The sequence below is a fragment of the Saccharopolyspora sp. NPDC003752 genome (genome assembly GCF_053605825.1).
Genome location: NZ_JBSGJZ010000017.1, coordinates 110,932 through 136,935, shown reverse-complemented (window position 1 = coordinate 136,935; position 26,004 = coordinate 110,932). Strand labels below are relative to the sequence as shown.

The 26,004-nt window shown below is 71.3% G+C and carries 23 protein-coding genes; 7 read left to right on the top strand and 16 right to left on the bottom strand.

Annotation, left to right across the window (positions count from 1 at the left end; all coding sequences use genetic code 11):
- Window positions 1-30 precede the first annotated feature (30 nt).
- Window positions 31-1,080 (bottom strand): AI-2E family transporter, encoded by a 1,050-nt coding sequence (locus tag ACWEV3_RS23000; RefSeq protein ID WP_452615878.1) that lies wholly within the window; start codon window positions 1,078-1,080, stop codon window positions 31-33.
- A 223-nt stretch (window positions 1,081-1,303) separates the two neighbouring features.
- On the opposite strand from ACWEV3_RS23000, the gene ACWEV3_RS22995 reads away from it, so the two are divergent.
- Complete coding sequence (locus ACWEV3_RS22995) at window positions 1,304-1,810, top strand: DUF1269 domain-containing protein (protein ID WP_452615877.1); 507 nt, start codon at window positions 1,304-1,306, stop codon at window positions 1,808-1,810.
- Window positions 1,811-1,822: 12 nt separating this feature from the next.
- Here ACWEV3_RS22995 and ACWEV3_RS22990 read toward each other — a convergent pair whose 3' ends face one another.
- Both ACWEV3_RS22990 and ACWEV3_RS22985 read right to left on the bottom strand, forming a co-directional pair.
- Window positions 1,823-3,619: an alkyl/aryl-sulfatase gene (locus ACWEV3_RS22990; protein WP_452615876.1), complete on the bottom strand. Its 1,797-nt coding sequence runs from the start codon at window positions 3,617-3,619 to the stop codon at window positions 1,823-1,825.
- A 192-nt stretch (window positions 3,620-3,811) separates the two neighbouring features.
- Window positions 3,812-5,293: an SDR family oxidoreductase gene (locus ACWEV3_RS22985; protein ID WP_452615875.1), complete on the bottom strand. Its 1,482-nt coding sequence runs from the start codon at window positions 5,291-5,293 to the stop codon at window positions 3,812-3,814.
- 135 nt (window positions 5,294-5,428) lie between these two features.
- Between ACWEV3_RS22985 and ligD the strand changes: the two genes are divergently transcribed.
- Entirely contained in the window at window positions 5,429-6,427 is a 999-nt protein-coding gene (gene ligD, locus ACWEV3_RS22980) for a non-homologous end-joining DNA ligase (protein WP_452615874.1), read from the top strand.
- Window positions 6,428-6,460: 33 nt separating this feature from the next.
- Here ligD and ACWEV3_RS22975 read toward each other — a convergent pair whose 3' ends face one another.
- The 3 genes from ACWEV3_RS22975 to ACWEV3_RS22965 form a co-directional block, all read right to left on the bottom strand.
- Window positions 6,461-8,047: an MFS transporter gene (locus ACWEV3_RS22975; protein ID WP_452615873.1), complete on the bottom strand. Its 1,587-nt coding sequence runs from the start codon at window positions 8,045-8,047 to the stop codon at window positions 6,461-6,463.
- Window positions 8,044-8,481 carry a DUF2871 domain-containing protein gene (locus tag ACWEV3_RS22970; RefSeq protein ID WP_452615872.1) on the bottom strand — a complete coding sequence of 146 codons (438 nt, stop codon included), beginning with the start codon at window positions 8,479-8,481 and terminating at the stop codon, window positions 8,044-8,046. Before ACWEV3_RS22970 ends, ACWEV3_RS22975 begins: the two co-directional genes overlap by 4 nt.
- Window positions 8,482-8,598: 117 nt before the next feature.
- Complete coding sequence (locus tag ACWEV3_RS22965; protein ID WP_452615871.1) at window positions 8,599-9,516, bottom strand: AraC family transcriptional regulator; 918 nt, start codon at window positions 9,514-9,516, stop codon at window positions 8,599-8,601.
- Between the two features lie 149 nt (window positions 9,517-9,665).
- Here ACWEV3_RS22965 and ACWEV3_RS22960 point away from each other — a divergent pair, with 149 nt between their 5' ends.
- On the top strand, window positions 9,666-11,114 hold the full coding sequence (locus tag ACWEV3_RS22960) for an MFS transporter (protein ID WP_452615870.1): 1,449 nt from the start codon (window positions 9,666-9,668) through the stop codon (window positions 11,112-11,114).
- Between the two features lie 54 nt (window positions 11,115-11,168).
- Here ACWEV3_RS22960 and ACWEV3_RS22955 read toward each other — a convergent pair whose 3' ends face one another.
- Window positions 11,169-12,425 carry a DUF418 domain-containing protein gene (locus tag ACWEV3_RS22955; protein WP_452615869.1) on the bottom strand — a complete coding sequence of 419 codons (1,257 nt, stop codon included), beginning with the start codon at window positions 12,423-12,425 and terminating at the stop codon, window positions 11,169-11,171.
- Window positions 12,426-12,596: 171 nt separating this feature from the next.
- On the opposite strand from ACWEV3_RS22955, the gene ACWEV3_RS22950 reads away from it, so the two are divergent.
- Window positions 12,597-13,808 (top strand): sensor histidine kinase, encoded by a 1,212-nt coding sequence (locus ACWEV3_RS22950; RefSeq protein WP_452615929.1) that lies wholly within the window; start codon window positions 12,597-12,599, stop codon window positions 13,806-13,808.
- 22 nt (window positions 13,809-13,830) lie between these two features.
- Here the strand turns inward: ACWEV3_RS22950 and bla are convergent, their stop codons facing one another.
- From bla to ACWEV3_RS22925, 5 genes are all read right to left on the bottom strand, one after another.
- A complete protein-coding gene (gene bla, locus ACWEV3_RS22945; protein ID WP_452615868.1) occupies window positions 13,831-14,748 on the bottom strand; it encodes a class A beta-lactamase in 918 nt (305 codons plus the stop codon).
- Window positions 14,749-14,900: 152 nt separating this feature from the next.
- Complete coding sequence (locus ACWEV3_RS22940) at window positions 14,901-15,797, bottom strand: serine hydrolase (RefSeq protein WP_358572859.1); 897 nt, start codon at window positions 15,795-15,797, stop codon at window positions 14,901-14,903.
- Window positions 15,794-16,678 (bottom strand): LysR family transcriptional regulator, encoded by an 885-nt coding sequence (locus tag ACWEV3_RS22935; protein ID WP_452615867.1) that lies wholly within the window; start codon window positions 16,676-16,678, stop codon window positions 15,794-15,796. The genes ACWEV3_RS22940 and ACWEV3_RS22935 overlap by 4 nt, the downstream gene beginning before the upstream one ends.
- A 20-nt stretch (window positions 16,679-16,698) precedes the next feature.
- Entirely contained in the window at window positions 16,699-17,847 is a 1,149-nt protein-coding gene (locus ACWEV3_RS22930) for a VanZ family protein (protein WP_452615866.1), read from the bottom strand.
- 22 nt (window positions 17,848-17,869) lie between these two features.
- Window positions 17,870-18,892, bottom strand: a complete 1,023-nt coding sequence (locus ACWEV3_RS22925; RefSeq protein ID WP_452615865.1) for a YdcF family protein — start codon at window positions 18,890-18,892, stop codon at window positions 17,870-17,872.
- A 283-nt stretch (window positions 18,893-19,175) separates the two neighbouring features.
- On the opposite strand from ACWEV3_RS22925, the gene ACWEV3_RS22920 reads away from it, so the two are divergent.
- Complete coding sequence (locus ACWEV3_RS22920; protein WP_452615864.1) at window positions 19,176-19,388, top strand: hypothetical protein; 213 nt, start codon at window positions 19,176-19,178, stop codon at window positions 19,386-19,388.
- Between the two features lie 69 nt (window positions 19,389-19,457).
- Here the strand turns inward: ACWEV3_RS22920 and ACWEV3_RS22915 are convergent, their stop codons facing one another.
- The 4 genes from ACWEV3_RS22915 to ACWEV3_RS22900 form a co-directional block, all read right to left on the bottom strand.
- On the bottom strand, window positions 19,458-20,225 hold the full coding sequence (locus ACWEV3_RS22915) for an IclR family transcriptional regulator (protein WP_452615863.1): 768 nt from the start codon (window positions 20,223-20,225) through the stop codon (window positions 19,458-19,460).
- A 105-nt stretch (window positions 20,226-20,330) separates the two neighbouring features.
- Complete coding sequence (dnaK, locus tag ACWEV3_RS22910) at window positions 20,331-22,163, bottom strand: molecular chaperone DnaK (protein ID WP_452615862.1); 1,833 nt, start codon at window positions 22,161-22,163, stop codon at window positions 20,331-20,333.
- Window positions 22,164-22,342: 179 nt separating this feature from the next.
- Complete coding sequence (locus ACWEV3_RS22905) at window positions 22,343-22,918, bottom strand: DUF6578 domain-containing protein (protein ID WP_452615861.1); 576 nt, start codon at window positions 22,916-22,918, stop codon at window positions 22,343-22,345.
- 22 nt (window positions 22,919-22,940) lie between these two features.
- Window positions 22,941-23,888 carry a CPBP family intramembrane glutamic endopeptidase gene (locus ACWEV3_RS22900; RefSeq protein WP_452615860.1) on the bottom strand — a complete coding sequence of 316 codons (948 nt, stop codon included), beginning with the start codon at window positions 23,886-23,888 and terminating at the stop codon, window positions 22,941-22,943.
- A 73-nt stretch (window positions 23,889-23,961) separates the two neighbouring features.
- On the opposite strand from ACWEV3_RS22900, the gene ACWEV3_RS22895 reads away from it, so the two are divergent.
- Both ACWEV3_RS22895 and ACWEV3_RS22890 read left to right on the top strand, forming a co-directional pair.
- Window positions 23,962-24,852, top strand: a complete 891-nt coding sequence (locus tag ACWEV3_RS22895; RefSeq protein WP_452615859.1) for a DUF2268 domain-containing protein — start codon at window positions 23,962-23,964, stop codon at window positions 24,850-24,852.
- 169 nt (window positions 24,853-25,021) lie between these two features.
- Window positions 25,022-25,990 (top strand): hypothetical protein, encoded by a 969-nt coding sequence (locus ACWEV3_RS22890; RefSeq protein ID WP_452615858.1) that lies wholly within the window; start codon window positions 25,022-25,024, stop codon window positions 25,988-25,990.
- Window positions 25,991-26,004 lie beyond the last annotated feature (14 nt).

Here is a 26,004-nt window from a genome sequence, read left to right as displayed (position 1 = left end):
GGCCGGCCGGAGATGCCCTTCGAGACGTGATCAGCCGACGCCGGTGGCGTGTTCGGCGCGGAACTGGCGGATGAGGACCTTCAGGGCCGCCGCGATGGGGAGCGCGGTCAGCGCGCCGAGCACCCCCGCGAGGGCCGCGCCGAGCAGGATCGCGACGAACGCGCCGAGCGGGCTCAGCTCCACCGTCTTCGCGAAGATGCGCGGTGCGATCAGGTAGTTCTCCACCATCTGGTACAGGCAGAAGAAGATCAGCGTCACCACCGCCAGCGTCAGGCTTTGGCTCAGGGCGACGAGAATTCCCGTCACCGACGCCAGCGTGGCGCCGACCTGCGGAATCGCGTCGAACAGGGCTACGACCAGCGCCAGCAGCGCCGGGTAGGGCACTCCGGCGATGAGGAAGAACAGGTACGCGGCGATCCCGGCGCACAGGCAGACCCCGGCCTGCCCGGTGACGTAGCCGCCGACGCGGCCCATCGCCTCGCGCAGGGCCTCGGCCCGGCCCTCGTGGGCCGATGCGCCACGTTCCACCGCGGCGTTGATCCGGGGCATCGCCAGCGAGAAGTAGACCATCAGGGCTCCCGCGGTGCAGGCGGCGAAGATGCCGCCGAAGAACGCCCCGAGCGCCGCGAACCCCGCCGCCAGGGTGCTCGTCACGACGCCCGTGACCGCACCCATCGCCGTCTGCAGCTGTTCGTGCACGCTCGGATCGTTCAGCCTCGCCTGCAGCTCGGGATCGGCGCTGAGCTTCGCCGCGATGCCGCTGACGAGCTCCGGGAGCTCCGAGACGAACAGCCCGACCTGCCCCACGGCGGGCACCAGCGCCAGCAGCACGAGCGCGCCGATGAGCAGCACGACCACCACGAGCAGCACCAGCAGGGCCAGCCCGCGCCGCCAGCCGTGCCGGTGCAGCCAGGCGATGATCGGTTCCACGCCGAGCGCCAGGAAGAACCCGAGGAAGATCAGGATCAGCATGCTGCGGGCCGAGTACGCCAGCACGGCGACGACCCCGACCAGCAGGTACACGCAGGCGATCTTCGCGTGGTCGAACAGCGAGAGCCCGCCGCCTTCCGCACCGCTCATTCCCGCCGCCTCCCCCAGCCGAGTCCCGGCGGGGCGCCCGGAGCATCGTCCCGCGAGTACCGCCACTGTCCGTCCACCCGGCACGGCGCGCAAACACGGGCGAGCCGCTCCCCCTTCTTCACTCTTCCGGGTTTTGTCCGGGCTGCGTGGGGGTGGTCGGACGGTTCTACTGGGCGGGCTGGACCCGCCCAGCCGTGGAATCGCTCAGGTCCGAGGAGAACCGATGGCCACTTTGACCGCCTGGAAGTTCGACAGCCCGGAAGGCGCCGAGGGAGCGACGCAGAAGCTGCAGTCCTTGCAGAAGGAAGGGCTGATCACCATCTACGACGCGGCCACCGTGACGTGGCCGGAGTCGGCGAAGAAACCGAAGACGCGGCAGCTGCACGACCTGACCGGGGCCGGGGCGCTCGGCGGCATGTTCTGGGGCATGCTGTTCGGGTTGATCTTCTTCGTGCCGATCCTCGGCGCCGCCATCGGCGCCGCGACCGGGGCGCTGGCCGGCTCGTTGACCGACGCGGGCATCGACGACGACTTCATCGACGAGACGCGGAACAAGGTCGTGCCCGGGACGTCGGCGCTGTTCCTGCTCAGCGACAACGCGGTGCTGGACCGGATCAAGGAGCACTTCCCCGGCGGCCACGCCGAACTCATCCACACGAACCTGTCCAACGAGCAGGAAGCCGCGCTGCGCCACGCGTTCGAGGACACCGAGACGAAGCCCGCGGGCTGAGCGGGCGGGCCGTCAGGGCGTCACGATCGGGAAGTTCGGGTCGGGCTCGCCCACCAGGTCCATCAGGCGCTCGAGGGTGCTGCGGTCGCCCCGGTAGTCGATGCCTTCCGGCTGCCGGCCGGCGACCAGCCCGAGCAGTTGGGCCTTGGTCAGCGCGAGGGCGAGGTCGGCGGGTTCGGCTTCCCGGACGGGTTCCTGGACCAGCACGCCGTTGGACAGCGTGGTCCGCACGTGCTCGTCGGCGTCCGTGACGTGCCAGTCGATGGCCAGGCCGGCGCCCGCCGCGCGCGGTCCGTCGATGCGGATCGCCACCGAGTCCAGGATCTGCTCGACCGTCAGCGCCGCGGCCATCCCGCCGGAGATGGCCGTCGGCGTCGGGACGATCCCGTGGCGGAGTTCGTGGGCGCCGGTGAGGTAGTAGTTCCGCCACGTCGCGTTCTCCGAGCCGAACCCGAGCCGCTGGTAGGTGTCCGCGAGCAACTCCCCGGCGGCGGCGTGGCCCGGCTCGGCGAACACGGCGTGCTTCAGCAGCTGCGCCGCGAACCGCAGGTCCCCCTCGGACGCGTACTCGCGGGCCTTCTCCACCACGCGGTCCACGCCGCCGATGCAGTCGACGTAGCGCTTCGCCGACTCCGCCGGCGGATGTTCCCAGAGCGAAGCCGGATTGCCGTCGAACCAGCCCATGTAGCGCTGGTACACCGCCTTGACGTTGTGGCTCACCGAGCCGTAGTAACCGCGCGCGTGCCAGGCGCTCTCCAGCGCCGGCGGGAGCTGGACCAGCTCGGCGATCTGCACGCCCGTGTAGCCGAGGTTGATCAGCCGCAGCGTCTGGTCGTGCAGGTAGGCGTACAGGTCGCGTTGCTCGGTCAGGAACTTCCGGACGCGATCGCCGCCCCAGGTCGGCCAGTGGTGGGAGGCGAACGCGACGTCAGTCTGCCCGGCGTAGCGCGCGATGGTCTCCGTGAGGTAGCGCGACCACATGCGGGTGTCGCGCACCTCGGCACCGCGCAAGGTGAGGACGTTGTGCATGTTGTGGGTCGCGTTCTCCGCCAGGCACAGCGCGCGGTGCTGCGGGAAGTGGAAGTTCATCTCCGCGGGCGCCTCGGTGCCCGGCGTGAGCTGGAACTCGATGCGCACGCCGTCGAGCGTCTCCTCCTGCCCGGTGCGGGTGATGTCCGTCGTGGGCGGGATCAGCGACACGCGGCCCTTCGACACGGCCTGCCCCAGCCCGGTGCCGACCTGTCCGTCCGGGCCGTTCGGCAGCACCATGCCGTACTGGTAGGCGCCGCGCCGGGCCATCGCGGTCCCGGCGTAGACGTTCTCCGACACGGCGTGCGCCATGAACCCGGCCGGGGCCAGGACCGGCACGCCGCCGGAGGTGACGCCTTCGACGCCGCCGAAGTGGTCGACGTGGGAGTGCGTGTAGATCACCGCCGTGACCGGGCGGTCGCCGCGATGCCGCCGGTAGAGGGCCAGCGCCGCCGCGGCGGTCTCGACGGACACCAGCGGATCGATCACGATCACGCCGCGCTCGCCCTCGACCAGCGTCATGTTCGACAGGTCGAGGCCGCGGACCTGGTAGATGCCCGGGACGACCTCGTAGAGCCCCTGCCTGGCGCACAGCTGGGACTGCCGCCACAGGCTGGGATCGACCGTCGCCGGGCAGTCGCCGTCCAGGAAGCCGTAGGCGTCGGCGTCCCACACGACGCGCCCCTCGTCGTCCTGCACCGCGCCGGGTTTCAGCGCGGCGATGAACCCGCGGTCGGCATCGTCGAAATCTGCGCGATCGGAGAAGGGCAGCTCACTCACGAGACACTCCTGAACGTCCGCGAACACCTCGCGCGCCTCGATCCTGGAGCCTTCGCGCCGGTGCCGGATCGCGCGCTGCAACAGCGGACCCAGTACAACCGCTCACTGGGGTGCCCGCATCGCGAACGGGAGCGTCCGAACGTTTCGGCGACAACCGCGCCGCGCGCGGCGAAGATCAGCATCCACTTAGGACTATCCCGTCGCGGCGCGCTCGGCGGCGCTCGTGATGTTGCGGGCCATTCCGCCGAAGACCAGGCCGTGGAACGGCGCCACCGCCCACCAGTAGGCGTGGCCGAGCAGGCCCCTCGGGATGAACACCGCGCGCTGACGGTAGCAGGACCCGGCCGTCCCGCCGGGCTCCACCGACATCTCCAGCCAGGCCCGCCCCGGCACCTTCATCTCCGCCCGCAGCCGGAGGTAGCGGCCGTCCACGAGTTCCTCTACACGCCACCAGTCGAGCGCGTCACCGGTGCGCAGGCGGCGCGGGTCCCGGCGGCCTCGCCGCAGGCCGACGCCGCCGATCAGCCGGTCGGCCCAGCCCCGCACGGCCCACGCGAGCGGGAACGAGTACCAGCCGTTGCCGCCGCCGATCCCCTCCACGACCCGCCAGACGTCCGGCGCCGACGCCGTGGTCCGGTGCTCGCGCACGTCCCGGTACGCGCTGCCCCCGGACCACGGCGGGTCCGATGGCAGCGGCTCCCACGGGGCGCCCGCCGGCGACGCGTCCGACCACCTCGTCTCCACCTCGCCGCGCCGGATCTTCCGAAGGGCGAGACCCACCGCGTCCCGGTAGCTCGTCGTCCCGCCCTCCGGCGGCGGGACGAACTCGTCGATGTCGTGCTCGGCGCAGATCGCCTCGTTGATCAGCGATTCGATCAGCGGCGCGCCGATGCTGCGCGGCACCGGGGTGACGATGTTGATCCAGAGCGAGCTCAGCCGGGGCGAGAGCACCCCGACCGGCACCATCCGCCGCCTCGGGAGCCCGGCCACCGCCGCGAAGCCGCTCATCATGTCCGCGTAGGTCAGCACGTCCGGGCCGCCGATGTCGAAGGTCCGGTTGACCGCCGCCGGCAGCCGCGCCGCGCCGACCAGGTAGTGCAGCACGTCGCGGATCGCGATCGGCTGCACCCGGTTGCGCACCCAGCTCGGCGTGACCATCAGCGGCAGCCGTTCGGTGAGGTAGCGCAGCATCTCGAAGCTCGCCGAGCCGGATCCGATGATCACCGCCGCCTGCAGGACGACCGCCGGGACCCCGCCGCGCAGCAGGATCTCGCCGACCTCGGCGCGCGATCGGAGGTGCTCGGACAACTGGCCGGACGCGGGGTGCACGCCGCCGAGGTAGACGATCCGCGCCACGCCCGCCCGCTCCGCCTCGGCAGCCACGATGGCCGCGGACCGCCGGTCGAGGTCGGCGAATCCCTTCTTCGCCAACGAGTGGACCAGGTAGTACAGGACGTCGACGCCTTCGCAGGCGGAGCGCACCTGGTCGGCGTCGAGCAGGTCGCCGCGCACCACCTCGACCCGGTCGCGCCACGGCACGTCGCGGAGCTTCTCCGGGGAGCGCACGAGGCAGCGGACCCGGTGGCCCGCGTCGAGCAGCAGCGGCACCAGGCGGCCGCCGATGTAGCCGGTCGCTCCGGTCACCAGGCAGAGCCGGGACGTGGATTCGGCCATTGCGGAACGGTAGGACCGGGGCCCGGCACCGACAAGTCGGGCCGCCCCGGCACCGGCTCCGCGCGTCGAACATCCCGGTGGCCGGGCCTGCGACGACCTAGGCTTGCTGCGGGTGACCGAGCGGAGGGTTGTGCGATGGGTGAGGGCGTCACGGTGGACGTCGGGGGGACCGAGGTTTCGGTTTCGCATCCCGACAAGGTCTTCTTCAGCCGGCGCGGCGAGACGAAGCTCGACCTCGTCCGGTACTACCAGGCCGTCGCCGGCCCGCTGCTGGGCACGTTGCAGGGGCGGCCGCTGCTGCTGGAGCGGTACCCGGACGGCGCCGGGGGCAAGTCCTTCTTCCAGAAGCGGGTGCCGAAGTCCGCGCCGCCCTGGCTGCAGACCACCGTCGTCGCCACGCCCAACGGCACCACCAGCGACGCGCTCGTCGCCGCCGACCTGGCGCACATCGTCTGGGCCGTGAACCTGGGGTGCCTCGGGTTCCACGTCTGGCCGTACCACGCCGACACGCCGGAGATCGCCGACGAGCTGCGCATCGACCTCGACCCCTCCCCCGGCGTGCGGTATCCGCAGGTGGTGGAGGCCGCCGTAGCGACCAGGGAGCTGCTCGCCGAGGACGGCGTCGCCGCGCAGGTGAAGACGTCGGGGTCCCGGGGCCTGCACATCTACGCTTCGCTGGAACCGCGCTGGGACAGCTACGAGGTGCGGGCCGCCGCGGTCGCGCTGGCCCGCGAGCTGGAGCGCCGCCACCCCGAGCTCATCACCGCGAAGTGGTGGAAGGAGGAGCGGGGCGCGCGGGTCTTCGTCGACTTCAACCAGAACGCCCCGCACAAGACGGTTTTCGGCGCGTGGTGCGTGCGGCCCCGGGTGGGCGCGCAGGTCTCGACCCCGATCGGCTGGGACGAGCTCGGATCGGTCGACCCCGACGAGCTCACCATCGCGACCGTGCCGGGCCGGGTCGCGGAGCTCGGCGATCCGTGGGCCGACCGGCGGCCGCAGTCGATCGAGCCGCTGCTCGAACGGTCCCGGCGGGACATGGCCGCCGGGTTGCTGGACGCGCCGTGGCCGCCGGTCTACCCGAAGCAGCCCAACGAGCCGCCCCGCGTCGCGCCGAGCCGCGCCAAGAAGTCCTGACCCGCCTCATTCCCGGCTCGCCGCGGCGATCTCCTACCGGGTGGCCACAGTGGACACCCGGGTGGCGCCGACCAGTCCCAGCACCAGGAAGGCCGCGTTGAACAGCACCGCATCGCGGGTGGCGTCGCCGAATCCCCGGGACAGCGCCGGGACGGCCGCGGGATCGGTCTCGCGGAGCTCGCGGATCAGCGCCCCGGCCGATTCGCGGGTGCCTTCGGCCAGCTCGTGCGCGGCAGGGGGCGGGACGTGCGCGGCGAGCAGCTCGGCTTCGGTGGCGCCCGACAGGCCGAGGGCGAGCACCGCGCCGGCGATGGCCGTGCCCAGCGCCGCCCCGAGCTGGCGCACCGTGCTCTGCGTCGCCGATCCCTGCCCGGACTTCGCGGCCGGGATGTCGGCCAGCGTCGTGCCGGTCAGCTGCGCGGCGGCCAGGCCCAGGCCCGCGCCGTAGCCGACCAGCAGCAGCGCGAGCAGCCACGGCGAGATCTCGGGGTCGACCAGGAGCGCGATCGCGAGGACGGCGATGACCTCCAGCAGGAGGCCGGTCACGACGACCTTCGGCGGTCCGAGCCGGGCGGCGAGGTGTCGTGCGGCGGCCCCGGACGCGAACGCGCCCGCCGCCATCGCGGCCAGCACCAGCCCGGCCGACATCGTGCTCATGGCCAGGACGTTCACCAGGAACAGCGGAAGCACGAACAGCAGCCCGAACTCACCGACCGCGACCGCCAGCGCCGTCAGGTTCCCCCACCGGAAGGTCGGGACGCCGAACAGGCCCAGGTCCAGGATCACCGAGCGGCCGATGCGGGCGCGGCGGCGCTCCCACGCGACGAACAGCGCCAGCGCGAGCAGGCCGATCGCGGCGCTGGGCACGACGATCGACACCGGCGCCGTTCTCGGCCAGGTGAAGCCGAGAACGGCGAAGTCCGCCGCCGGTCGCCACCAGCCCAGCGCGGCGCCTTCGATCACCGCGAACACGACCGCGCCGAAGCCCAGCACGCTCAGCAGCAGCCCCACGACGTCGCGGCCCGGCTCGGCCGCCTCAGCGCGGGTCTCGGGCACGACGAGCCAGGCCCCGACGAGCACGACCGCCGCGATCGGGAGGTTGACCAGGAAGATCCACTGCCAGCTCGCCGAACTCGTCAGCCAGCCGCCCAGCAGCGGGCCGACGGCCGCCATCCCGGAGATGACCGAACCCCAGATGGCGAAGGCGATCACCCGGTCCCGCCCGCGGAACACCGCGTTGACCGTGGAGAGGGTCGCCGGCAGCACCGCGGCCCCGCCGACGCCCTGCACCACCCGGGCGGCGATCAGCCCACCGGCGCCGCCCGCGAGCCCGGCGAGCAGGCTGCCCGCCGCGAACACCACGACGCCGACGACGAACAGGCGCCGCCGCCCGAGCCGGTCGCCGAGGCTGCCCGCGGTCAGCAGCAGGGCCGCGAACACCACCGAGTACAGGCTGTTGATCCACTGCGCATCGCTGATGTCCAGCGACAGGTCGCCGATGATGACCGGGAGCGCGACCCCGACGATCGTGCCGTCGACGACGATCATGGACAGCCCGGCGGCGAGCACCGCCAGCGCCGCCCACTTGCGCGGCGGGCCCGCGCTGCCCGGCTCGGTCACCGGATCGCTTCGGCGCGCCGCTCGGCGTTCTCCTTGCCGGGCAACGCCTTTCGCAGTGCCAGGAACAGGTGGATCAGGCCGAGCGTGATCAGGATGTGGCCGAGCCCGGCGATCCCGGAGATCGCGGCCGAGCTCTCGTTGCCCAGCACGGTCAGCGTGCCGTGCACGAGCATCATCGCCGCGGTGAGGGCGAGACCGGAGTTGTAGAACCAGAAGAACAGCGTGAACAGCTTGTTCCCGGACAGTGCGAAGGCCTTGTCCAGCGCCAGCACCAGCAGGAAGAACAGCATGCCCAACGCGAGCAGATGGGTGTGCAGAACGGAGAGCTGGGTGTCGCCGGTGAAGTCCAGCGCCTTGGTGAACTCGCGGTAGTACAGCCCCGCGGCCAGCCCGAGGATCATGTAGACCAGTGCCGACCAGTACAGCTTCTTCATCGCCGATGCGCTTCCTTCCAACCGGGGCGTTCCACCGGTATCCACTGTGGTCGAGCCGGTCGTCCGGCACATCGCACCGCGGGATGGCCGCGCGGAGCCGAAGGGTGCACCGCGAAATCAACCGTTCGATCGATGCGCGAGCTGCTCGCGGCGGTACTGGCCCGGGGCGGCGCCGTGCGCCCGCTTGAACGCCTTGGCGAACGCGTATTCCGAGGCGTAGCCGACCTCTTCGGCGATCACCGACAGCGCCGCGTCGGTTTCGCGCAGGCGGCGGGCCGCGTTGATCATCCGCCACCTGGTCAGGTAGGTCAGCGGCGGTTCGCCGACCAGCGCGGTGAAGCGGCGCGAGAAGGTGGCGCGCGACATCCCGACCCGCGCGCCGAGCCCCTCTACCGTCCACTGGTGCGCGGGATCGCCGTGCATCGCGGCGAGAGCGGCGGTGATCGCCCGGTCCTGGAACACCGAAGCCCAGCCCGTGATGCGGTCGCCCTCTGCCCGCTCGTCGAACCAGGCCCGCAGCGTGCAGATGAGCAGCACGTCCAGCAGGGCGGGCACCATCGCGTCCCGGCCGGGCCGGTCGCCGGCGAGCTCGGCGGTGAGCAGGTCGACCGCCGCGCGCAGTTCGGGGTGGCGGCCGAGGCGAGCCGGAACGTGCACGACCTCGGGCAGCTCGTCGAGCAGCGGATGCGACCAGCCGGAAGCGAACTCGTACACGCCGCAGAGCAGCGTCGAACGCGCGCCCGCCCCGTCGACCACGCGCGGCTCGCCCGGCCCGGGGATCTCGTCGAGCGGCGTGTCCGGGCTGTCGGCGAGCCCGTGGCCCTCGTCCAGGTACAGGAAGGCGACGTCACCGACGCCCAGCGGGACCGGTTCGCCGGCGCGCGGGATCAGCCAGCAGGAACCCTGCAGCACCACGTGGAATCCCGCGCCCGACGCCTTCGAGTACCGGCGCCCCCACGGCGCGTGCCGGACGAACGTCCCCGAGGCGGGCCGCCCGGTGCGCAGCGCGGCGACGGTGTCGCTCAGCACATCCACGCCGGAATCCTATCGTGCCCGCACTTGATACGACCGGACATCAAATCGAGATTCTTAGCCATCGTTCGTCTCATGATCGCGGACTAGCTTTGCTTCAACGCGGGCCGATCGGGCCCGCGGTCCGCAAATCTCACCGGGAAGACTCGTCGATGACTCACAGCGTTTCGCAGCAACCCCGCCGGCGCGGCCTGTCGCTGGGCGTGCTGCTGACCATGCAGTTGATGGTCGTCCTGGACGGCACCGTCGTCACCGTCGCGCTGCCGTCCATCCAGGACGAGCTGGGCTTCTCGCCGTCCGGGCTGGCCTGGGTGGTGAACTCCTACCTGATCGCCTTCGCCGGGCTGCTGTTGCTCTCCGGGCGGCTGGGCGACCTGATCGGGGGCAAGAAGGTGTTCGTGGCCGGGTTGATCACCTTCACCGCCGCGTCGGTGCTGTGCGGGGTGGCGGTCGACCCGGCGATGCTGGTCGTCGGGCGGTTCGCGCAGGGCGTCGGCGGCGCCCTGTCGTCGGCGGTGATCCTGGGCATGATCGCCGGGCTGTACCCGCGGCCCGGCGAGCAGGCCAGGGCGATGGGCATCTACAGCTTCGTCTCCGCCGGCGGCGGCGCGATCGGGCTCATCGCCGGTGGCGTCCTCACCCGAACCCTGGGCTGGGAAGGCGCTTTCCTGGTGAACGTGCCGATCGGCGCGGTGACGCTCGTGCTGGCGGTCCGGGTGCTGGCCGACTCCCCCGGGCTCGGTTTCCGCCGCGGCGCCGACCTCCTGAGCGCGGTCCTGGTCACCGCCGGGCTGTCGCTGGGCGTGTACGCGATCGTGCAGCTGGCCGAGCCGACCAGCAGCACCGGGACGACGCTCGGCTGCGCCGTGGTCGCCGTCGCTCTGGTGGCGGCTTTCCTGGTGCGCCAGGCGAAAACGGCCACTCCGCTGCTGCCGCTGCGGATCTTCCGGAGCAGGCAGCTCTCCGCCGCCAACGTCGTCGTGGTGCTCGTGTTCGCCGCGGGCTTCGGCTTCCAGTTCTTCAACGCGCTGTACCTGCAGCGGGTGCTGGGCTTCGACTCGCTGCAGACCGGGCTGGCCTTCGTCCCGGCACCGGTGACGCTCGGCACCGTCTCGCTGTTCTTCGCCGCCCGGCTGACCGACCGGTTCGGCGCCCGGAAGGTGCTGCTCACCGGCCTGTTCGCACTGGGCTCCGGGCTGGCGCTGCTCAGCCGCGCCCCGGTGGGCGGCGACTACTTCGCGGACGTGCTGCCGACGCTCTTCCTGATGGGCGCCGGGATGGGGCTGGCGATACCCGCCGTCATCACGATGGCCATGTCGGGCGCCGACCCGCGCGACGCCGGGTTGGCCTCCGGGCTCAACAACACCGCCCAGCAGGCCGGAGCGGCCGTCGGGCTCGCGACCCTGGCGACGCTCGCCGCCGGTCACACCGACACCCGGCTCCAGGCCGGCGCGGACGCGCTGTCGGCACTGCGCGACGGCTACAGCATGAGCTTCCTCCTCTCCGCCGGTTTCGTGTTCGCCGGCTTGGTCATCGCCTTCGTCGCCCTGCGCCCGGCGCCGAAGCCGGAGCCGGAGCCCGTCGTCGAAGCGGCGCGCTGAACCCCGTCTGCCCGCCGGGTGCGTTCCCGGCGGGCAGGCGTCGTGCCGGGCCGGTCAGCGGACGACCGCGGCGGCGACTCGGACCGACGTCCAGTGCAGGACTCGCTCCAGCGGGCCGCGGCCGAGGAATGGTCGCCACAATCCGCAGAACAGCATCGAGACCAGTGCGAAGCCGATCAGCGGGAGCCACGGGTGCGCCGCCATCGCCGGTGCCGCGGTGTCCACCAGGACCTTCAGCGCCACCGCCTGCGCCGTGTAGACGGTCAGCGCAAGGGCGCCGACCGCCGTCAGCGGCGCGAGCGCCCGGCCCAGCCGGTCACCGGCGAACAGGCAGAGCGCGAGGACCGCCAGCGCGACGCCGGTGGAGCCCACGATCTCGAACGTCGTGCCGGAATGCGGCGCCGCCAGCAGCAGCATCGCCGGAGTGCCTGCGGGCACCGTCCCGAAGTTCGACATCTGCAGGAGCTCCATCGGGCTCTTCCCGAGCTCGGCCGCCATCGGGCTCAGCGCGTCCAGCAGCGGGGAAAGCGCTTTCACACCACCGAAGACGTTCAGCGCGAGCCACGAACCGCCGTACCCGACGACCGCCACACCGGCGCCCGCCACCAGCAGCCGCAGCCGAACGGCCGTCGAGTGCAGATCGAGCCGCCCGACCGCGATGCCGACGAACACGAACGGCATCCAGGTCAGCACCGGGTACGCGCCGTCGAGCAGCAGCCGCAGCAGCCCTGCCCCGGCTTCCTGGGGCGAAGCCAGGTCGTCGAAGGACAACGCGCCGCCTGCCGTTTCCGCGCTTTCGACCGAGCCGCGGATGAGGAACGAGACCTGCGGGGCGGCGAGCGCCCACATCCCGGCGAGCGCCGCGAGCGCCACGGGAGGCATGCGCAGCATCGGCAGGGCGAGCACGAAGTAGATCGCGTAGAACGACAGGATCACCATGATCGGGGCGCCGATCTGCGTCAGCGCCATGCCGAGCACGAACAGGATCGCCGCCCGGACGGCGATCCGGACGCGATCCCGCCGCAGCAGCGCACCGTCGTGCGGATCGCTGCCACCGGTGAGCAGCGCGAGCGACACGCCGGCCAGCGTGGCGAACAGGATCGACGCGTGCCCGTTGCCGAGCTTCGCCAGCACCTCCGCCGCCGTGCCCGCCTGCGGATCCAGCATCGCCGGCCCGATGTGCGCGACGAACATGCCCAGCACCGCCAATGCGCGGGCCAGGTCGACACCGCTCAGGCGCGCCGGGCGCGGCCGCGGTTCGGGTATCTCGACGGCGCTGGGTGCCGTTCGGCTTTCGTTCGTGTGGACCATGGACCAAAGCTATGGCGGGCGGTCCTGCGCGGACATCGACCGCGAGTCCCATGCCGTGATCATTCCCGGATCGCAGAAACCCATGTGCCGCAACGCGGGAGTCATACCTGAGTAGTACGACCGCAGGCCAATTCGGTCGGCGCGTCGTTCCCATACGCTTGTGTCGTGGCAATGCGGAGTCTGATCGCGAACTTCCCCGGCAAGCTCACCCCCGACGAGCAGCCGAACTTCGTCGGCACGCGGCCGGCCTGGATGGCGCGGGTGCCCCGGTGGGTGATCCTCGCCGTCATCAGCGGATTCGTCTTCTTCCTCTCGTTGTGGGCCACGATCCTGAACAACCCGGACCACGACCTCGAGATGTGGTGGCAGCTGGGGACCGGGCTCGTGGGCTCGCTCGCCCTGCTCGGGATGCGGCGGTTCCCGGTCACCGTCGCCCTGGCCGCGACGGTCACGCACCTGGCGACGCCGTTCTACATGGGCGGTTTCGTCGCGCAGTACGCGCTGGGCGCCTACGGCCGGAAGCGCTGGCAGATCTGGGGCACCGCAGCGCTGAGCATCGTTGCGGCACCGGCCGTGCTAAGCGGGATCACCACGTTCAGAAGCCTCGGCGACTTCATCACGATGATGATCATGATCTCGCTGGTCAACCTGTTCCCGCTGGTCGTCGGGCTCTACATGGCCGGTCGTCGCGCGCGGCTGGCCCACTGGGTGGAGCGCGCCGAGCGGGCCGAGCGGGAGCAGGCCCTCATCGCCGAGCAGACCCGCGCCGAGGAGCGCGCCCGCATCGCCCGCGAGATGCACGATTCCATCGCGCACCAGGTGAGCCTGGTCGTGGTGCACGCGGGCGCGCTGGAGCTGCTGGCCGAGCGCGATCCCGCGAAGGCGGCACAGGCGGCCGCGACCATCCAGGACGTCGGCCGCGGCGCGCTGAACGAGCTCCGGCAGATGATCGGCGTGCTGCGCTCGGACCCCTCCGACCAGCGGCCCGAGCCGCCCCAGCCGACCCTGCAGGACGTCGAAGCGCTCGTTTCCGCCTCCAGGGACGCCGGTCTGGCCGCCGAGCTGCGCATCGACGGCGACCGCCGGCGGCTGCCCGACCACGTCGAGCGCGCCGCGTACCGGGTCATCCAGGAGGCGCTGACCAACGTGCACAAGCACGCGGGCGGTTCGCACGCCTCGGTCGCGCTCTCCTACCGGCCCGAGGCCCTGGAGATCTCGGTGCGCAACAGCCGTCCCGCCGAGGGCTTCCGGCGCAGCCTGCCCAGCGGCGGGCAGGGCCTGATCGGGCTCGCCGAACGCGTGCAGCTGGCGGGCGGCGACATCGGCTCGGGGCCGCTGCCCGACGGCGGTTTCCGCGTGACCGCAACGCTTCCCGCCAGCTGACGATCGTCCACAGTGGTCGGTATCAGCCCAGCGCCGCAGCGACGATGCGCGCGGTGTCGGCGTGCAGCCCGTTGTCGACCTTGTCGTCCTTCCGCGGGCGGGTGGTCAGGACGGCGATGACGATGGCCTGGCCGCGGTCGGTCCAGGTGACGGCCACGTCGTTGCCCGAGGCGTAGTCCCCGGTGCCGGTCTTGTCGCCGGTGCGCCAGGCCGGCGGCAGGCCCGCGCGGATCCGGGCGGCGCCGGTGGTGTTGGTGAACAGCCACCCGGTCAGCCGGTCGCGCTCCGGCGCGCCGAGTGCGTCGCCCACCACCAGCGCCCGGTAGCCCGCGGCGATCCCGGCCGGCGTGGTGGTGTCGCGCTCGTCGCCGGGGATCGCCGTGTTGAGGTCCGTTTCCCAGCGGTCCAGGCGGGTGCTGCCGTCGCCGATCGAGCGCGCGAACGCGGTGATCGCGGGCGGGCCGCCGAGCTCGGCGAGCAGCAGGTTGCCCGCGGTGTTGTCGCTGCGGGTGATCGCCGCGGCGCACAGCTCGTTGACCATCATGCCGATGCCCGCGTTGGGCGCGGTGACCGGCGAGTTCGCCACCAGATCGGCCTTGGTGTAGTGGATCAGCTTGTCGAAGTAGCCGTCGGCCAGGCCGTGCCGGTGCAGCAGAGCGCCGGCCGCGTAGGTCTTGAACGTCGAGCACATCGCGAAGCGCTCGTCGGCGCGGTACCCCAGGGAACGTCCGGTGTGGACGTTGACCGCGAACAGCCCGAGCCGGGCGTCGTAGCGGCGTTCCAGGTCGGCGAAGACCGGGGCGTGCTTGCCGGTCAGGTCCGGCCCCGCGTCGCTCGGCGCCGCCGCTACGCCGCTCGAACCGCACGCGGCGACCGCCGGGGCGGCCAGCAACGCACCCAGGATCGCTCGACGTCCAACGCGGGTTTCGTGGTGCTGCAAGGAAATTCTCCAATCGATCGGGTCTGCCGCCAATCAAGCAGCCCACGACCGATAGCGCCAATCCACGCCCGGCCCGCGTCCGATAGCGATTCGATATGGCCGCAGCTGCCGGGCGGCGCCCAGCCGCTCCCGGCCCGCGAAAAAAAGTTCGCTCACAACCGGCCGGAACGCAGGTCCGTGACCGCGATCCGGGCGCATTCCGCGATGGCCGCATCCACTCCGGGCAGCGCGGCGTCGGCGCGGGCCGCGAGCGTGAACACCGCCACCGCGACCGGCGTTTCGCCGTCGAACTCCACCACCGACACCTCGTTGCGCACCGCGCCGATCGTGCCGGTCTTGCCCGCGACCCGGACCCCGCGGTACGGGAACCCGGCCCGGATCCGGTGCTGCCACGCCTGGTTCGCCAGCAGCCGCCGGATGAACTCGCACTGCTCCGGCGACGCGACCGCGTCGGCCCAGATGAGTTCGAGCAACCGGGTCATCTCGCGCGGTGTGGTGGCGCTGGCGTACGACGGGTCGTAGGCGCTCACCGTGCGGGCGGCGTCGTTGTCGCTGAGCAGCGCGAACGCCTCGGCCGCGGTGGTCGTTCCGGTGTCGCGGATCAGCGCGGCGTGCGAGTCGGCGGTGCCACCGACCACGCGGGTGCGGGACAACCCCAGGTCGGCGAGGGTGTCGGCGAGCGCGTCGAGCCCCACCTCGCCGAGGATCAGGTCCGCCGCCGCGTTGTCCGAGACGCCGATCATCGACGCGGCGAGGTCGCGCCAGGACACCGTGACCGGGTCCTGGAAGGCCGACATCCCGGTGGGCCCGGGCGTGCAGGACGCGGGATCGATCCGCACCCTGGCCCGCGGATCGAGAGCACCGGCGTCGAACGCGCGACACAACGCCACGAGCAGCGGCAGCTTGTAGACCGACGCCGTGACGACGAGCTCGTCGCCGCCCACGTCGATCTCCCGCTCCGACGCGGGGTTCAGCGGCTTCGCGTGCACCCAGCCCTCGGCGCCGGCGTCGGCCAGCACCTCGCGGATGCGGCGCTCGACCGGGCTCACCGCGGCGCCTCCGGACGCAGCGCGGCCTCGACCGCCGCGAGCACGTCGTCCGGCGGCGCGGGCTCCTGCCAGACCAGCCGCACCCGCAGCGCGAGGTCCTCCCCCGGGGCCTGCAGCCGGGTCACGCCGGAGGCCTCCAGCGACGGGTCGGTGGTGAGGGCGAAGGCACGACCGGCGGCAACCGCGGTCAGCGCGTCGCGATCACCCGCCGCGGGCAGGAAGTCCGGGTCGAGCCCTTTGATCCGCAACGTGTCGACGAGCAGGTCGAACGCGGCCGTCCCATGACTGCGCGGCGCGGTCGCGCAGGCCAGACCCGCCAGCGAGCGCAGCGACTGCTTGCGGCGCGCCGCCGGGTGGTCGGCGGGCACCAGCAGCGAACGCGGGATCTTCCGGACCGGACCGGCCTGCAGGGCACCGATCAGCGCCGGGTGGTGCACCACCGCGCAGTCGAGCCGGCCGGCGGTGACCGCGTCGACGAGGTCGACCGTCGAGGCCGTCGTGATGATCACGGTGCGCGCCGCCGGATCGGGCGCGGCGGCCCGCACCGCGGCCGTCAGGGCCGCGACCTGCCGGTCGCTGAGCGCCGCGACGACGCCGACGCGCACCGCGCCGCGGTTCTCCCGCTGGCGGCGCGCTTCCTCCTCGAACTGCTCCGCCCCGTCGAGCAGGGCCCGCGCCCTGGGCAGCAGCTCGGCCCCGGCGGTGGTCAGCCCCACGCCGCGAGAACCCCTGGTCAGCAGGGTGACACCGAGCCTGGTCTCGAGCCGCTGGACGCCCTGGGACAGCGGCGGCTGCGTCATCCCGAGCCGGTCCGCGGCGTGTCCGAAATGGCCTTCCTCGGCCACGGCGACGAAGAAGCGGAGGTGACGCAACAGATCCACGCCCCGATCCAAACAGGCGCTCACCGGGCCGGTTCGGCGGGCTCCTCGCTCGGTGTTCGGGCGTCGACCATCCGCAGCCGCGCGAAGCGGCAGGACAGGCCGCGGAACCCGGATGTCGTGAACAGCGCGACGAACGACACCACCGCGAAGGCGGAACCCAGCAGGGAGAACATCGTCAGCACGGGCAGATCGCCCAGCTGCACCAGCAGCAGGTAGCCGCCGACGCCCGTGAGGCTGCGCACCAACCGCGCCCGGGCGCCCGGCGCGCTCCCATCCTCGGTGACCACCCGCAGCCGGACGATGCGCTGCCCGAGGCTGGTCGCGCTGCCCGCCAGCGGAAGCACGACCGCGAGCACGAGCCACGGCAGCCAGACGCCGACGAGCTGAGCCGCCTCCTGGCCGGCCAGGTGACCGATCCTGGTCCCGTCTTCGTCGAACAGCTCGCCGTTGACCGCCACCACCAGCACGGTTCCGGCCGTGGCGACCAGCACGCCGGAGAGCTTGAAGATCAACAGGTCGCACACGGCCGCCAGGACCCGCCTGGACCGGGTGAGCGGGCGCGGTGTTCCCGGTTCGGTGCCGAGCCGCTGGCCGGGCACGGCGCGCAGGACGGGAGCCGCCAGCGCCCCGGCCAGCGCCCCCAGGCCGTTGGCCATCAGGTCGTCGACGTCGAACAGCCGGTAGGCGCACGGGTACAGGAACCAGATCCCGGTCAGCTGCGTCGTCTCGATCAGCAGCGACACGGCGAGGCCGATGACCGCGGTCGCCGCCACGCCGCGCCGGAACATGTACCGGACGAACATGCCCAGCGGGACGAAGAGCGCCACGTTCAGCAGCACCTGCGTCAGCGCGGGGTTGCGCAGCGTCGCCGCGATCCCGCTGCCGGTGGCCTCCTTCTGCATGTCGCGCAGGAAGTTGAACGGGACCAGCTGCGGCCCGCCCGCACCGGAGACGGCGCAGAAATCGGGCCCCACCGTCGGGAACGGGACGAGCACGTAGGCGATGAGGCCGAGCCCGCAGATCAGCCCGGCGAGCGCCAGCACGGCGTTGCCGATGCCGAGCTCGCCGCGCCGCCGGTACTGCCTCGCGACGTACGGGACGAAACAGGCGACCGCGAGCAGGACGCCGATGGCGATCGCCAGCACCGCCGGCGTCAACCTCGCGCTCAAATCGACCTGCCCCTCAGCCGTCCTAGAGAGCCGGCAGCACGTTCGTGATGATCAGGAACGCGCAGATGCCGAAGTTCACGATCTTGTGCGACAGGAAGACCGCCACGAACTCGCGGATCGTCGCGCTCGGCCAGAAGTAGCGCGCCGTCGGCGAACCGAGCACCTGGCCGTTGACCTTCTCCTTGCGCGCGATGGTGGCGGCGCGCATGACGTGGTAGTTGTTCGTCACCACCACGCACCGGTACTCCGGCTGGTGCTGCTGCATGATCGCCTTGCTGAACCGCAGGTTCTCCTCGGTGCTGCGCGACTGGTCCTCGACCAGGATCCGGTCCTCCGGCACGCCCTTGTCGATGAGGTAATCGGCCATCGCGCGCGCCTCGGGCAGGTCCTCGCCCGGCCCCTGACCGCCGGAGGTCACCAGCACCGGGTCGCGCCCCTTCGCCCGCTGGGCGTCGAACACGGCGCGACCGCGGTCGAGACGGCTGGCCAGCAGCGGCGGCACGCGCGAGCCGATCAGGCCGGAACCGAGCACCACGACGAAGTCGACGGCGCGGCGGTGCCAGATCCGGCCGTAGACGAAGGAGTAGAGCAGGAAGCACATGAACAGCAGGGAAACGTACGAGAGCACGGCACCGACGGCGTCCATGGTCGCCTGCAGCGGGGTCCACTGGACGCTGTTGGCCAGCGCCCGCAACCCGATGTAGGCGAAGATCCCGAGGCCCGCGGCCAGCGACAGCAGGTTGGCCAGGCGCCTGCCCTCCCGGCGGATCATCGTCACGCCGTTGGCGATCAGGAAGATCGCGAGCACCAGGATCATCAGCACGAAGAGCAACAGCAGCGAGATGAGCACGAACCCGGCGACGGCCAGCGACTTCGAAGCGAGCGCCATCAGCGACGCGCCCACCAGGAACACGAGCGCGAAGAACAGGTAGAGGCCGTTGCGCACCTTCCGGCGGTCGAAGGCGAAGCTCACCAAGAACATTGCGAAGAAGACACCCGCCGGCACGAAGAAGAGCGCGATGGGGACCTGGTAGTCGTCGTGCACGGCGGAAGCGTAACCGATGGTGGTTTGGACCGCGGCCGCACGTTTCCGCAGACCCGGAGTCGTGAGCAGTTTGTGCTGCTACAGAGCCTGTTTCCGAACTTGCTCTGCGTGGCGGTGCGGGTAGCGGCCCCCTGCGGGAATTGCGGTCGCCTTCTCGCTGTGGGATCCCCGACTCATGAACGACCATAGGTCCACAGTGGATCCGCGCACCACGTGCGGGGTATCGCCGTCGATGTCCACCTGGTACTCGCATGCTCGGTCAGCCCACGCCGGGATCATCCAGATGTCCAGCGAGGCCGCCGCGCTCCCACCGATCGGCACGCCGGACATCATCAGCGTCGAAACCAGGGTCCGCCGGTTGCGCGGGACGAACCGGCAGCACGGTGCCGTGGACGATCAGGACGTAGCCGTCGAATACCACGGTGACCCAGCACAGGGCGACCACGAGGAACGTTCGAATGCCCTCCTGGCCGACAGGAGCCGCAGTTTCAATTGAAACTGCGCCGACACCGCGCCCGACTCACCGGTGGGATGACAGTTTCGATTGAAACCGGCGTCCCACCGGTCACAGGTCGGGGAGGGATTTGAGGTCGATCTCGGCGCGGGCGACCGCGGCGCGCATCTCCTGCACCAGCACCGGGATCCGCTTGGGCGCGAAGCGCGCCGCGGGGGCCGAGATCGACAGGGCCCCGACCGGTTCGCCGGAGCCGTCGTGGACGCACATGCCGACCGCCGCCACGCCGTCTTCGGTCCGCTCGCGGTTGAGGGCGTAGCCGGTCTCGCGGGCCGCCTTTAGCTCGCGCAGCAACGTCTTCCACTCCCGCTCCGGGAGTTGCCGGTCCGGCTCGCCCGGCCGGTAGAGCTGCTCCAGCTGGGCCCGCTCCAGCTCCGCCAGCAGCGCCTTCCCGCCCGAGGACAGGTGCGCGGGCAGGATGGTGCCGCGCCGGTCGCCGACGTGCAGGACCTGCGTCGACTCGACGCTGGCGAGGAACCGGGTCTGGGTGCCCACCCGGACCATCAGGTTCACCGTCTCCTGCACCCGCTCGCACAGCGCGTCCATGTGCGGGTGGAGCGCCTTGCGCAGCTGCTGGTTCGGGTGGCCGGCCACCTGGCTCGCAGCCAGCGCCGGGCCAGGCACGTAGGTGCGCCGGTCGTCCTGGATCGCGAAGTCCCGGTACACCAGCATCGACAGCAGGCGGTGCGCGGTGGAGCGGGCGATGCCGAGCTCCTCGGCCGCCTCGCTGACCCGCAGGCCACCCTGGTCGCGCAGCATCTGCAGGAGCAGCAGAGCGTTGTCGACGGACGCCAGCGCGTAGGACGGCTTGTTCTTCATGCTGGAATTCTATTCTTCTCAGGCGAACATCGTCCTGCGACTGCACGAGCCGGGCCCGTGTGCACTTCGTGTCGCCATAGCAGCGAAAGGACCGAGCCCTCCGGATCACTCCTTCTTCTTGTCGTCCTCGTCGATGATCTCGGCGTCGACCACGTCCTCTTCCGCCTGCTTCGCCTCGCCGTCTCCGGCCGCCGCCTGCTGGTGGCCGTAGATGGCCTGGCCGATGGCCTGCGACGTCGCCGCGAGGTGGTCGACCGCCGCGCGGATCTTGTCGACGTCGTCGCCCTTGAGGGCCTCGTTGACTTCCTTGATCGCGTCCTGCACCTGCGTCCGGGTGTCGGCCGGGATCTTGTCGGCGTTGTCGGTGAGGACCTTCTCGGTCTGGTAGACCAGCGTTTCCGCCTGGTTGCGGGTCTCGGCCTCGTCGCGGCGCTTGCGATCCTCCTCGGCGTGCGCCTCGGCGTCCTTGACCATCCGGTCGATGTCGTCCTTCGGCAGCGCCGAGCCGCCGCTGATCTTGATGGACTGCTGCCGGCCGGTGCCGAGGTCCTTGGCGTTGACGTGCACGATGCCGTTGGCGTCGATGTCGAAGGTGACCTCGATCTGCGGCATGCCGCGCGGCGCGGGTGGCAGGCCGGTCAGCTCGAACATGCCGAGCTTCTTGTTGTGCGCGGCCATCTCCCGCTCGCCCTGGAAGACCTGGATCATCACCGACGGCTGGTTGTCCTCGGCGGTGGTGAAGGTCTCGGAGCGCTTGGTCGGGATCGTGGTGTTGCGCTCGATCAGCTTGGTCATGATGCCGCCCTTGGTCTCGATGCCCAGGGACAGCGGCGTGACGTCGAGCAGCAGGACGTCCTTGACCTCACCGCGCAGCACACCGGCCTGCAGGGCGGCGCCGACGGCGACGACCTCGTCCGGGTTGACGCCCTTGTTCGGCTCCTTGCCGTCGGTGAGCTCGCGGACCAGGTCGGTCACGGCGGGCATCCGGGTCGCCCCGCCCACCAGCACCACGTGGTTGATGTCGCCGACCTTGATCCCGGCGTCGCGGATCGCGTTGTTGAACGGCTTGCGGCAGCGCTCCAGCAGGTCGGAGGTGATGCGCTCGAACTCGGCGCGGGAGAGCGTCTCGTCCAGGAACAGCGGGTTCTTGTCCGCGTCGACCGTGATGTAGGGCAGGTTGACGCTGGTCTGCGACGAGCTGGAGAGCTCGATCTTGGCCTTCTCGGCGGCTTCCTTGATCCGCTGCATGGCCATCCGGTCCTTGTTCAGGTCGATGCCCGAGGAGGCCCGGAACCGGTCCACCAGCCACTCGACGACGCGCTCGTCCCAGTCGTCACCGCCGAGATGGGTGTCGCCCGAGGTGGCCTTGACCTCGACCAGGCCCTCGCCCACCTCCAGCAGCGACACGTCGAAGGTGCCGCCACCGAGGTCGAACACCAGGATGGTCTGCTCCTTCTCGCCCTTCTCCAGGCCGTAGGCCAGCGCCGCCGCGGTCGGCTCGTTGATGATCCGCAGCACGTTCAGCCCCGCGATCTGGCCCGCTTCCTTGGTCGTCTGCCGCTGCGAGTCGTCGAAGTACGCGGGCACCGTCACCACCGCGTCGGTGACGTCCTCACCGAGGTAGGACTCCGCATCCCGCTTGAGCTTCATCAACACGCGGGCGCTGATCTCCTGCGGCGTGTAAGCCTTGTCGTCGACCTGGACCTTCCAGTCGGTGCCCATGTGCCGCTTGACCGACCGGATGGTGCGGTCCACGTTGGTGACCGCCTGGTTCTTCGCGGGCTGCCCCACCAGCAGGTCGCCGTTCTTGGCGAAGGCCACCACCGACGGAGTGGTCCGGGACCCCTCGGAGTTGGCGATGACCGTCGGTTCGCCGCCCTCCAGCACGGCCACCACCGAGTTCGTCGTCCCCAGGTCGATTCCCACCACGCGCCCCATCACGCACTCCCCTCCGACCCGCCGGCGGGCGGGTCCCGCGAGGCCGACACCCTCAGTATGGGAACCCCCCACGACCGCGGCCACCTGGGCAAAGACCTCCCGAGCCGCACCGGCCCGGGAGGATGGGCGCGTGCCGTCCGACGCGCCGGGGACGACGTTGTCCCCTCGATCGTCCCCGCTCATGACGCAGCGGGCGGCCCACCGGATGTTTCGAGCTCGACCAGCACCGCGTTGGTATTCCGCCAGTGCCCGCCGCGCTCTGGCGGCGTCGAGCGGGGCATGAACTTCGGCGCGCGCTGAACGCTCTCGAGTTCAGCGGTGCCGTCGACGGGCCGCCAGCAGCGATCCTGCAGCTCGTACTCCCAGGACACGAGCCACACCGCGGTGACCCGTCCGCCCGTCCGCAGGTCGGGCGACCGGGCTGAGTGGTGGTCTTCGTGCAGCACTCCGGTGAGCGTGAGCTCCGCGGGAAGCGGCTCCGGTACCGATACGAACACGCTGACGCCGCCGGCCATCGCCACCGCGTGCGCGGTTCCGCCGGTCATTCGTGCTCCGGAGCCTTCCGGCGCAGGGCGGCGTTCCAGCCTCGCCCGGAGCGCCATATCGGTCGGGACCGCCGATGCGGACCACTGGCTCCACTCCAGCCACCAGGACACTTCGTCGCCGACCGCGGGCGGCGTTCCGCAGCACTCGATCTGCCAGCCGTCCAGCAGGACGGGCACCGTCAGCCGGTGCCGCGCTCCGGCGGCGCTCACCGCGCCGGGGTGAATCCGATCTTCAACATGCCCCGATCGTAGCCGGGCGGCTGCGGGTGGCGACCCCGAGGCGGCGGGCTCGGCGGTCGATCCACCACGCGTAGACCACGGTCAGGACCGTGGTCGGCAGGACGTCCCACACCGAGTAGCTGCCGCTCTGGTCGAGGCTGGGCACGCCCTGGGTGCCGGCGAACACGGCGAAGGCCGCGTTGTTCACCACGTGCAGCGCGATCGCCGCCTCCAGCCCGCCGGTGCGGATGGTCAGCCAGCACATGGCCATCGCGAAGATGAAGAGGTCGGCGAACACCAGCGGCTCGGTGTAGTCGTGCAGCGCCACGAACAGCACCGAGGTGGCCAACGCCCCCGGCCACGGCGTGCGGGTCCAGGAGGCGAAGGTCTGCACCAGCCAGCCGCGGCACAGGTACTCCTCGGCGGCGGCCTGCAGCGGCACGAGCGTCACGGCGATCGCGAGCACCGCCAGGAACGTCGGCCAGCCCGGCCACGACGCCGCGTCCCAGTCCGGCGCCAGGACGAGGTCGACGGCGGCGATGAGGGCGAAGCCCAGCACCGCCCATCCCCCGCAGTGCAGCAACCACCGCCAGCGCAGCCGTCCCTCCACACTGGACACCGTGCCGACCGGGCGGCGCTGCGACCACCGCGCCGTCAGCAGGACCGCGGGCAGGATGATGGCGATGGTGGCGAAGCCGAACCCGAATTCCCACAGCGGGGCGGCGAAGCCCAGCTCGGCGTCCAGGCCGATGCCCACCAGCACCGCCAGGCCCATGCCGACGGCGGCGGTCACCACCAGGAACACCGACGCGATGCCGACCAGCAGCAGGATCCCGACCAGCGGCCGCCACCAGCGGTGCGCCGCCGTGCGCGCGAGCAGGTGGTACGGCACACCCCGGGCATCGACGGCCGCGACCGATTCCCGCTGAAGACTCATGTTCGTCCCTTCCCGATCATCCATCGCATCAGAGCCTAAAGCCCCACGGCGGGACCTTTTGACCCTCCAGCGACTGGAGACCCTACGGTCCCGGGCCATGAAGATCGTTGTTCACGACACGGCATCGGCGATGCTCGACCTCCTCCAGCGACCGCAGGCGGAGCGGCGCGATGCCCTGCGCGAGATACTCAGCCCGCTGGAGCCCGCGATGTCCGTGATGGGAGATGTGGACCTGGTCCAGATGTACGAAATGGGCGGCAGCGGCTTCCGGCTCGACTGCGAGGACCCGCGATACGTGCCCGCGCTGCGCCGGATGCAGGAAGCCGAGGTGTGGAGCCGCGTCGAAGAGTCCCTCTCCGCCGCGTGGGCGCGGATCAGCGGGGCGGCGCCCGGCATCGAGCACGCCGACACGGTGCACGTCGTCTTGGTGCTCGGCAACCCCGATGACGAGCACCTGATGGAGCGCAGTGCCGGGTACTTCGGCATGGGCGGGTTCCCGGGCGCGATCCAGCTGGTGATGTGGCCCACCGAGACGAGCCTGGCGAAGATCGGCCACGCCGCCGCGCACGAGATGCACCACAACGTGCGCTACGCGAACGTCGTCTGGGACCCCGCTGCCGTCACGGTCGGGGAACACGTCGTCGCCGAGGGCCTGGCCGAGGCGTTCGTGCGGGAGCTGGCCGGCGAGCAGGCCATGGGCCCGTGGTCCCAGGCGCTGACCGGCGCGGAACTGGACTCGGCGTACCGGAAGATCGCGGCCGCCGTCGACGTGGCCGGGATGCAGAACTTGACCCCGTACGTCTTCGGCGACGCCACGGCCCGGCACATGGGACAGCAACCGGTGGGGCTACCGGATTTCGCCGGATACGCGGCGGGCCTGCGCATCGTCGACGCGCACCTGGCGGCCTCCGGCCTGACCGCGGCCCAGAGCACGGCCCTCCCGGCCCGCGAGGTCCTCACCAACGCAGGCGTGCCGACCAACGCCTGACCGCACCGGCGCCAACCGGCCCGTGTGCATTTTGTGCTGCTATAGCGACACAAAGTACACACGGGCCGCACAGCCCGCCTAGACCGGATCGGATGCATTTCCCGGTGCCAAGTCCACTCGAAGTGCTGGCGGGTGTATCTGGGCAAGAAGTCCGCGCCTCTATGAGGGTGTGCCCTTCCACATCCGAGAGACCGACCAAGCCGACTGGGAGTCGCTGAGCCGCGGACAGCACACCGTCTTCACGTGCAAGCAGCTGCGGAAATTCGGCATCAGCTACGCCACGGTCCGGGCGAACATCGAGGCCCGCCGCTGGCAACGCGTCCATCGTGGCGTGATTGCCTTGTTCAGCGGCCCGCTCCCGCGCAAAGCCCGGCTCGCCGCCGCCCTTCTCTACGCCGAGCTCCCGGCCGCGCTCAGCCATCGCACGGCCGCGCAGGAATGGGGCTGGCTACCCCCCGATGACGGACCCATCCACGTCACCGTCCCGTTCGGGACGTCGGCCGTCCCGCAGGAAGGCGTTGTCGTGCACCGCAGTCGCGCGTTCCGGCACATCGTCGTGTCCCACGATCCGCCGCGAACGTCGCGTGCCGATACCGTTGTCGACCTGGCCACGGCCGAACCCGACGAGGCGGCGGCCGAACGCACCCTGTTGACGGTCGCCTCCGCGAACCGGGTCGGGTCGGACGAAATTCGTGCCCGGCTGGCAGCAAGACCGGCCTTCCGCTACGGCTCCGCCCTTGATCGAGCGGTTCGGCTGCTCGCCGAAGGGCTCACGTCGATGCTGGAGGCCCGCTACTTCCTGGACGTCGAGCGTGCTCACGGCATTCCTCGCGCACGGCGCCAGGTGCCCGTTCACGCGTTCGGGCGGAAGCTTCTTGAGGACTGCAGCTACGACGGCATCGGCGTCTCGCTGATCGTCCGGTTGGACGGCCGCGCTTACCACAGCGACGCCGAAACCGCGTTCCGCGACCGGCGGCGGGACAACAATGCCGAGCTCAGCGGAACGGCTCGGCTCGTGTACGGCTGGCAAGACGTCGACCGCACCCCGTGCGCGGTGGCACGCGAAGTGATGGCGGTGCTTCGGCGGGAGGGGTGGCAAGGACCGACGAGAAGGTGCCGGAGGTGTCTGGGCCCGTGAGTACTTTCTGCTGC

Bases quoted from the DNA above. Each gene is read 5' to 3' on its own strand.
- ACWEV3_RS22950 (WP_452615929.1), top strand. From the start codon at position 12,597: ATGCGGAGTCTGATCGCGAACTTCCCCGGCAAGCTCACCCCCGACGAG.
- ACWEV3_RS22955 (WP_452615869.1), bottom strand. From the start codon at position 12,425: ATGGTCCACACGAACGAAAGCCGAACGGCACCCAGCGCCGTCGAGATA.
- ACWEV3_RS23000 (WP_452615878.1), bottom strand. From the start codon at position 1,080: ATGAGCGGTGCGGAAGGCGGCGGGCTCTCGCTGTTCGACCACGCGAAG.
- ACWEV3_RS22920 (WP_452615864.1), top strand. From the start codon at position 19,176: ATGTCCAGCGAGGCCGCCGCGCTCCCACCGATCGGCACGCCGGACATC.
- dnaK (WP_452615862.1), bottom strand. From the start codon at position 22,163: ATGGGGCGCGTGGTGGGAATCGACCTGGGGACGACGAACTCGGTGGTG.
- ACWEV3_RS22900 (WP_452615860.1), bottom strand. From the start codon at position 23,888: ATGGATGATCGGGAAGGGACGAACATGAGTCTTCAGCGGGAATCGGTC.
- ACWEV3_RS22970 (WP_452615872.1), bottom strand. From the start codon at position 8,481: ATGAAGAAGCTGTACTGGTCGGCACTGGTCTACATGATCCTCGGGCTG.
- ACWEV3_RS22895 (WP_452615859.1), top strand. From the start codon at position 23,962: ATGAAGATCGTTGTTCACGACACGGCATCGGCGATGCTCGACCTCCTC.
- ACWEV3_RS22995 (WP_452615877.1), top strand. From the start codon at position 1,304: ATGGCCACTTTGACCGCCTGGAAGTTCGACAGCCCGGAAGGCGCCGAG.
- ACWEV3_RS22960 (WP_452615870.1), top strand. From the start codon at position 9,666: ATGACTCACAGCGTTTCGCAGCAACCCCGCCGGCGCGGCCTGTCGCTG.
- ligD (WP_452615874.1), top strand. From the start codon at position 5,429: ATGGGTGAGGGCGTCACGGTGGACGTCGGGGGGACCGAGGTTTCGGTT.
- ACWEV3_RS22915 (WP_452615863.1), bottom strand. From the start codon at position 20,225: ATGAAGAACAAGCCGTCCTACGCGCTGGCGTCCGTCGACAACGCTCTG.
- ACWEV3_RS22985 (WP_452615875.1), bottom strand. From the start codon at position 5,293: ATGGCCGAATCCACGTCCCGGCTCTGCCTGGTGACCGGAGCGACCGGC.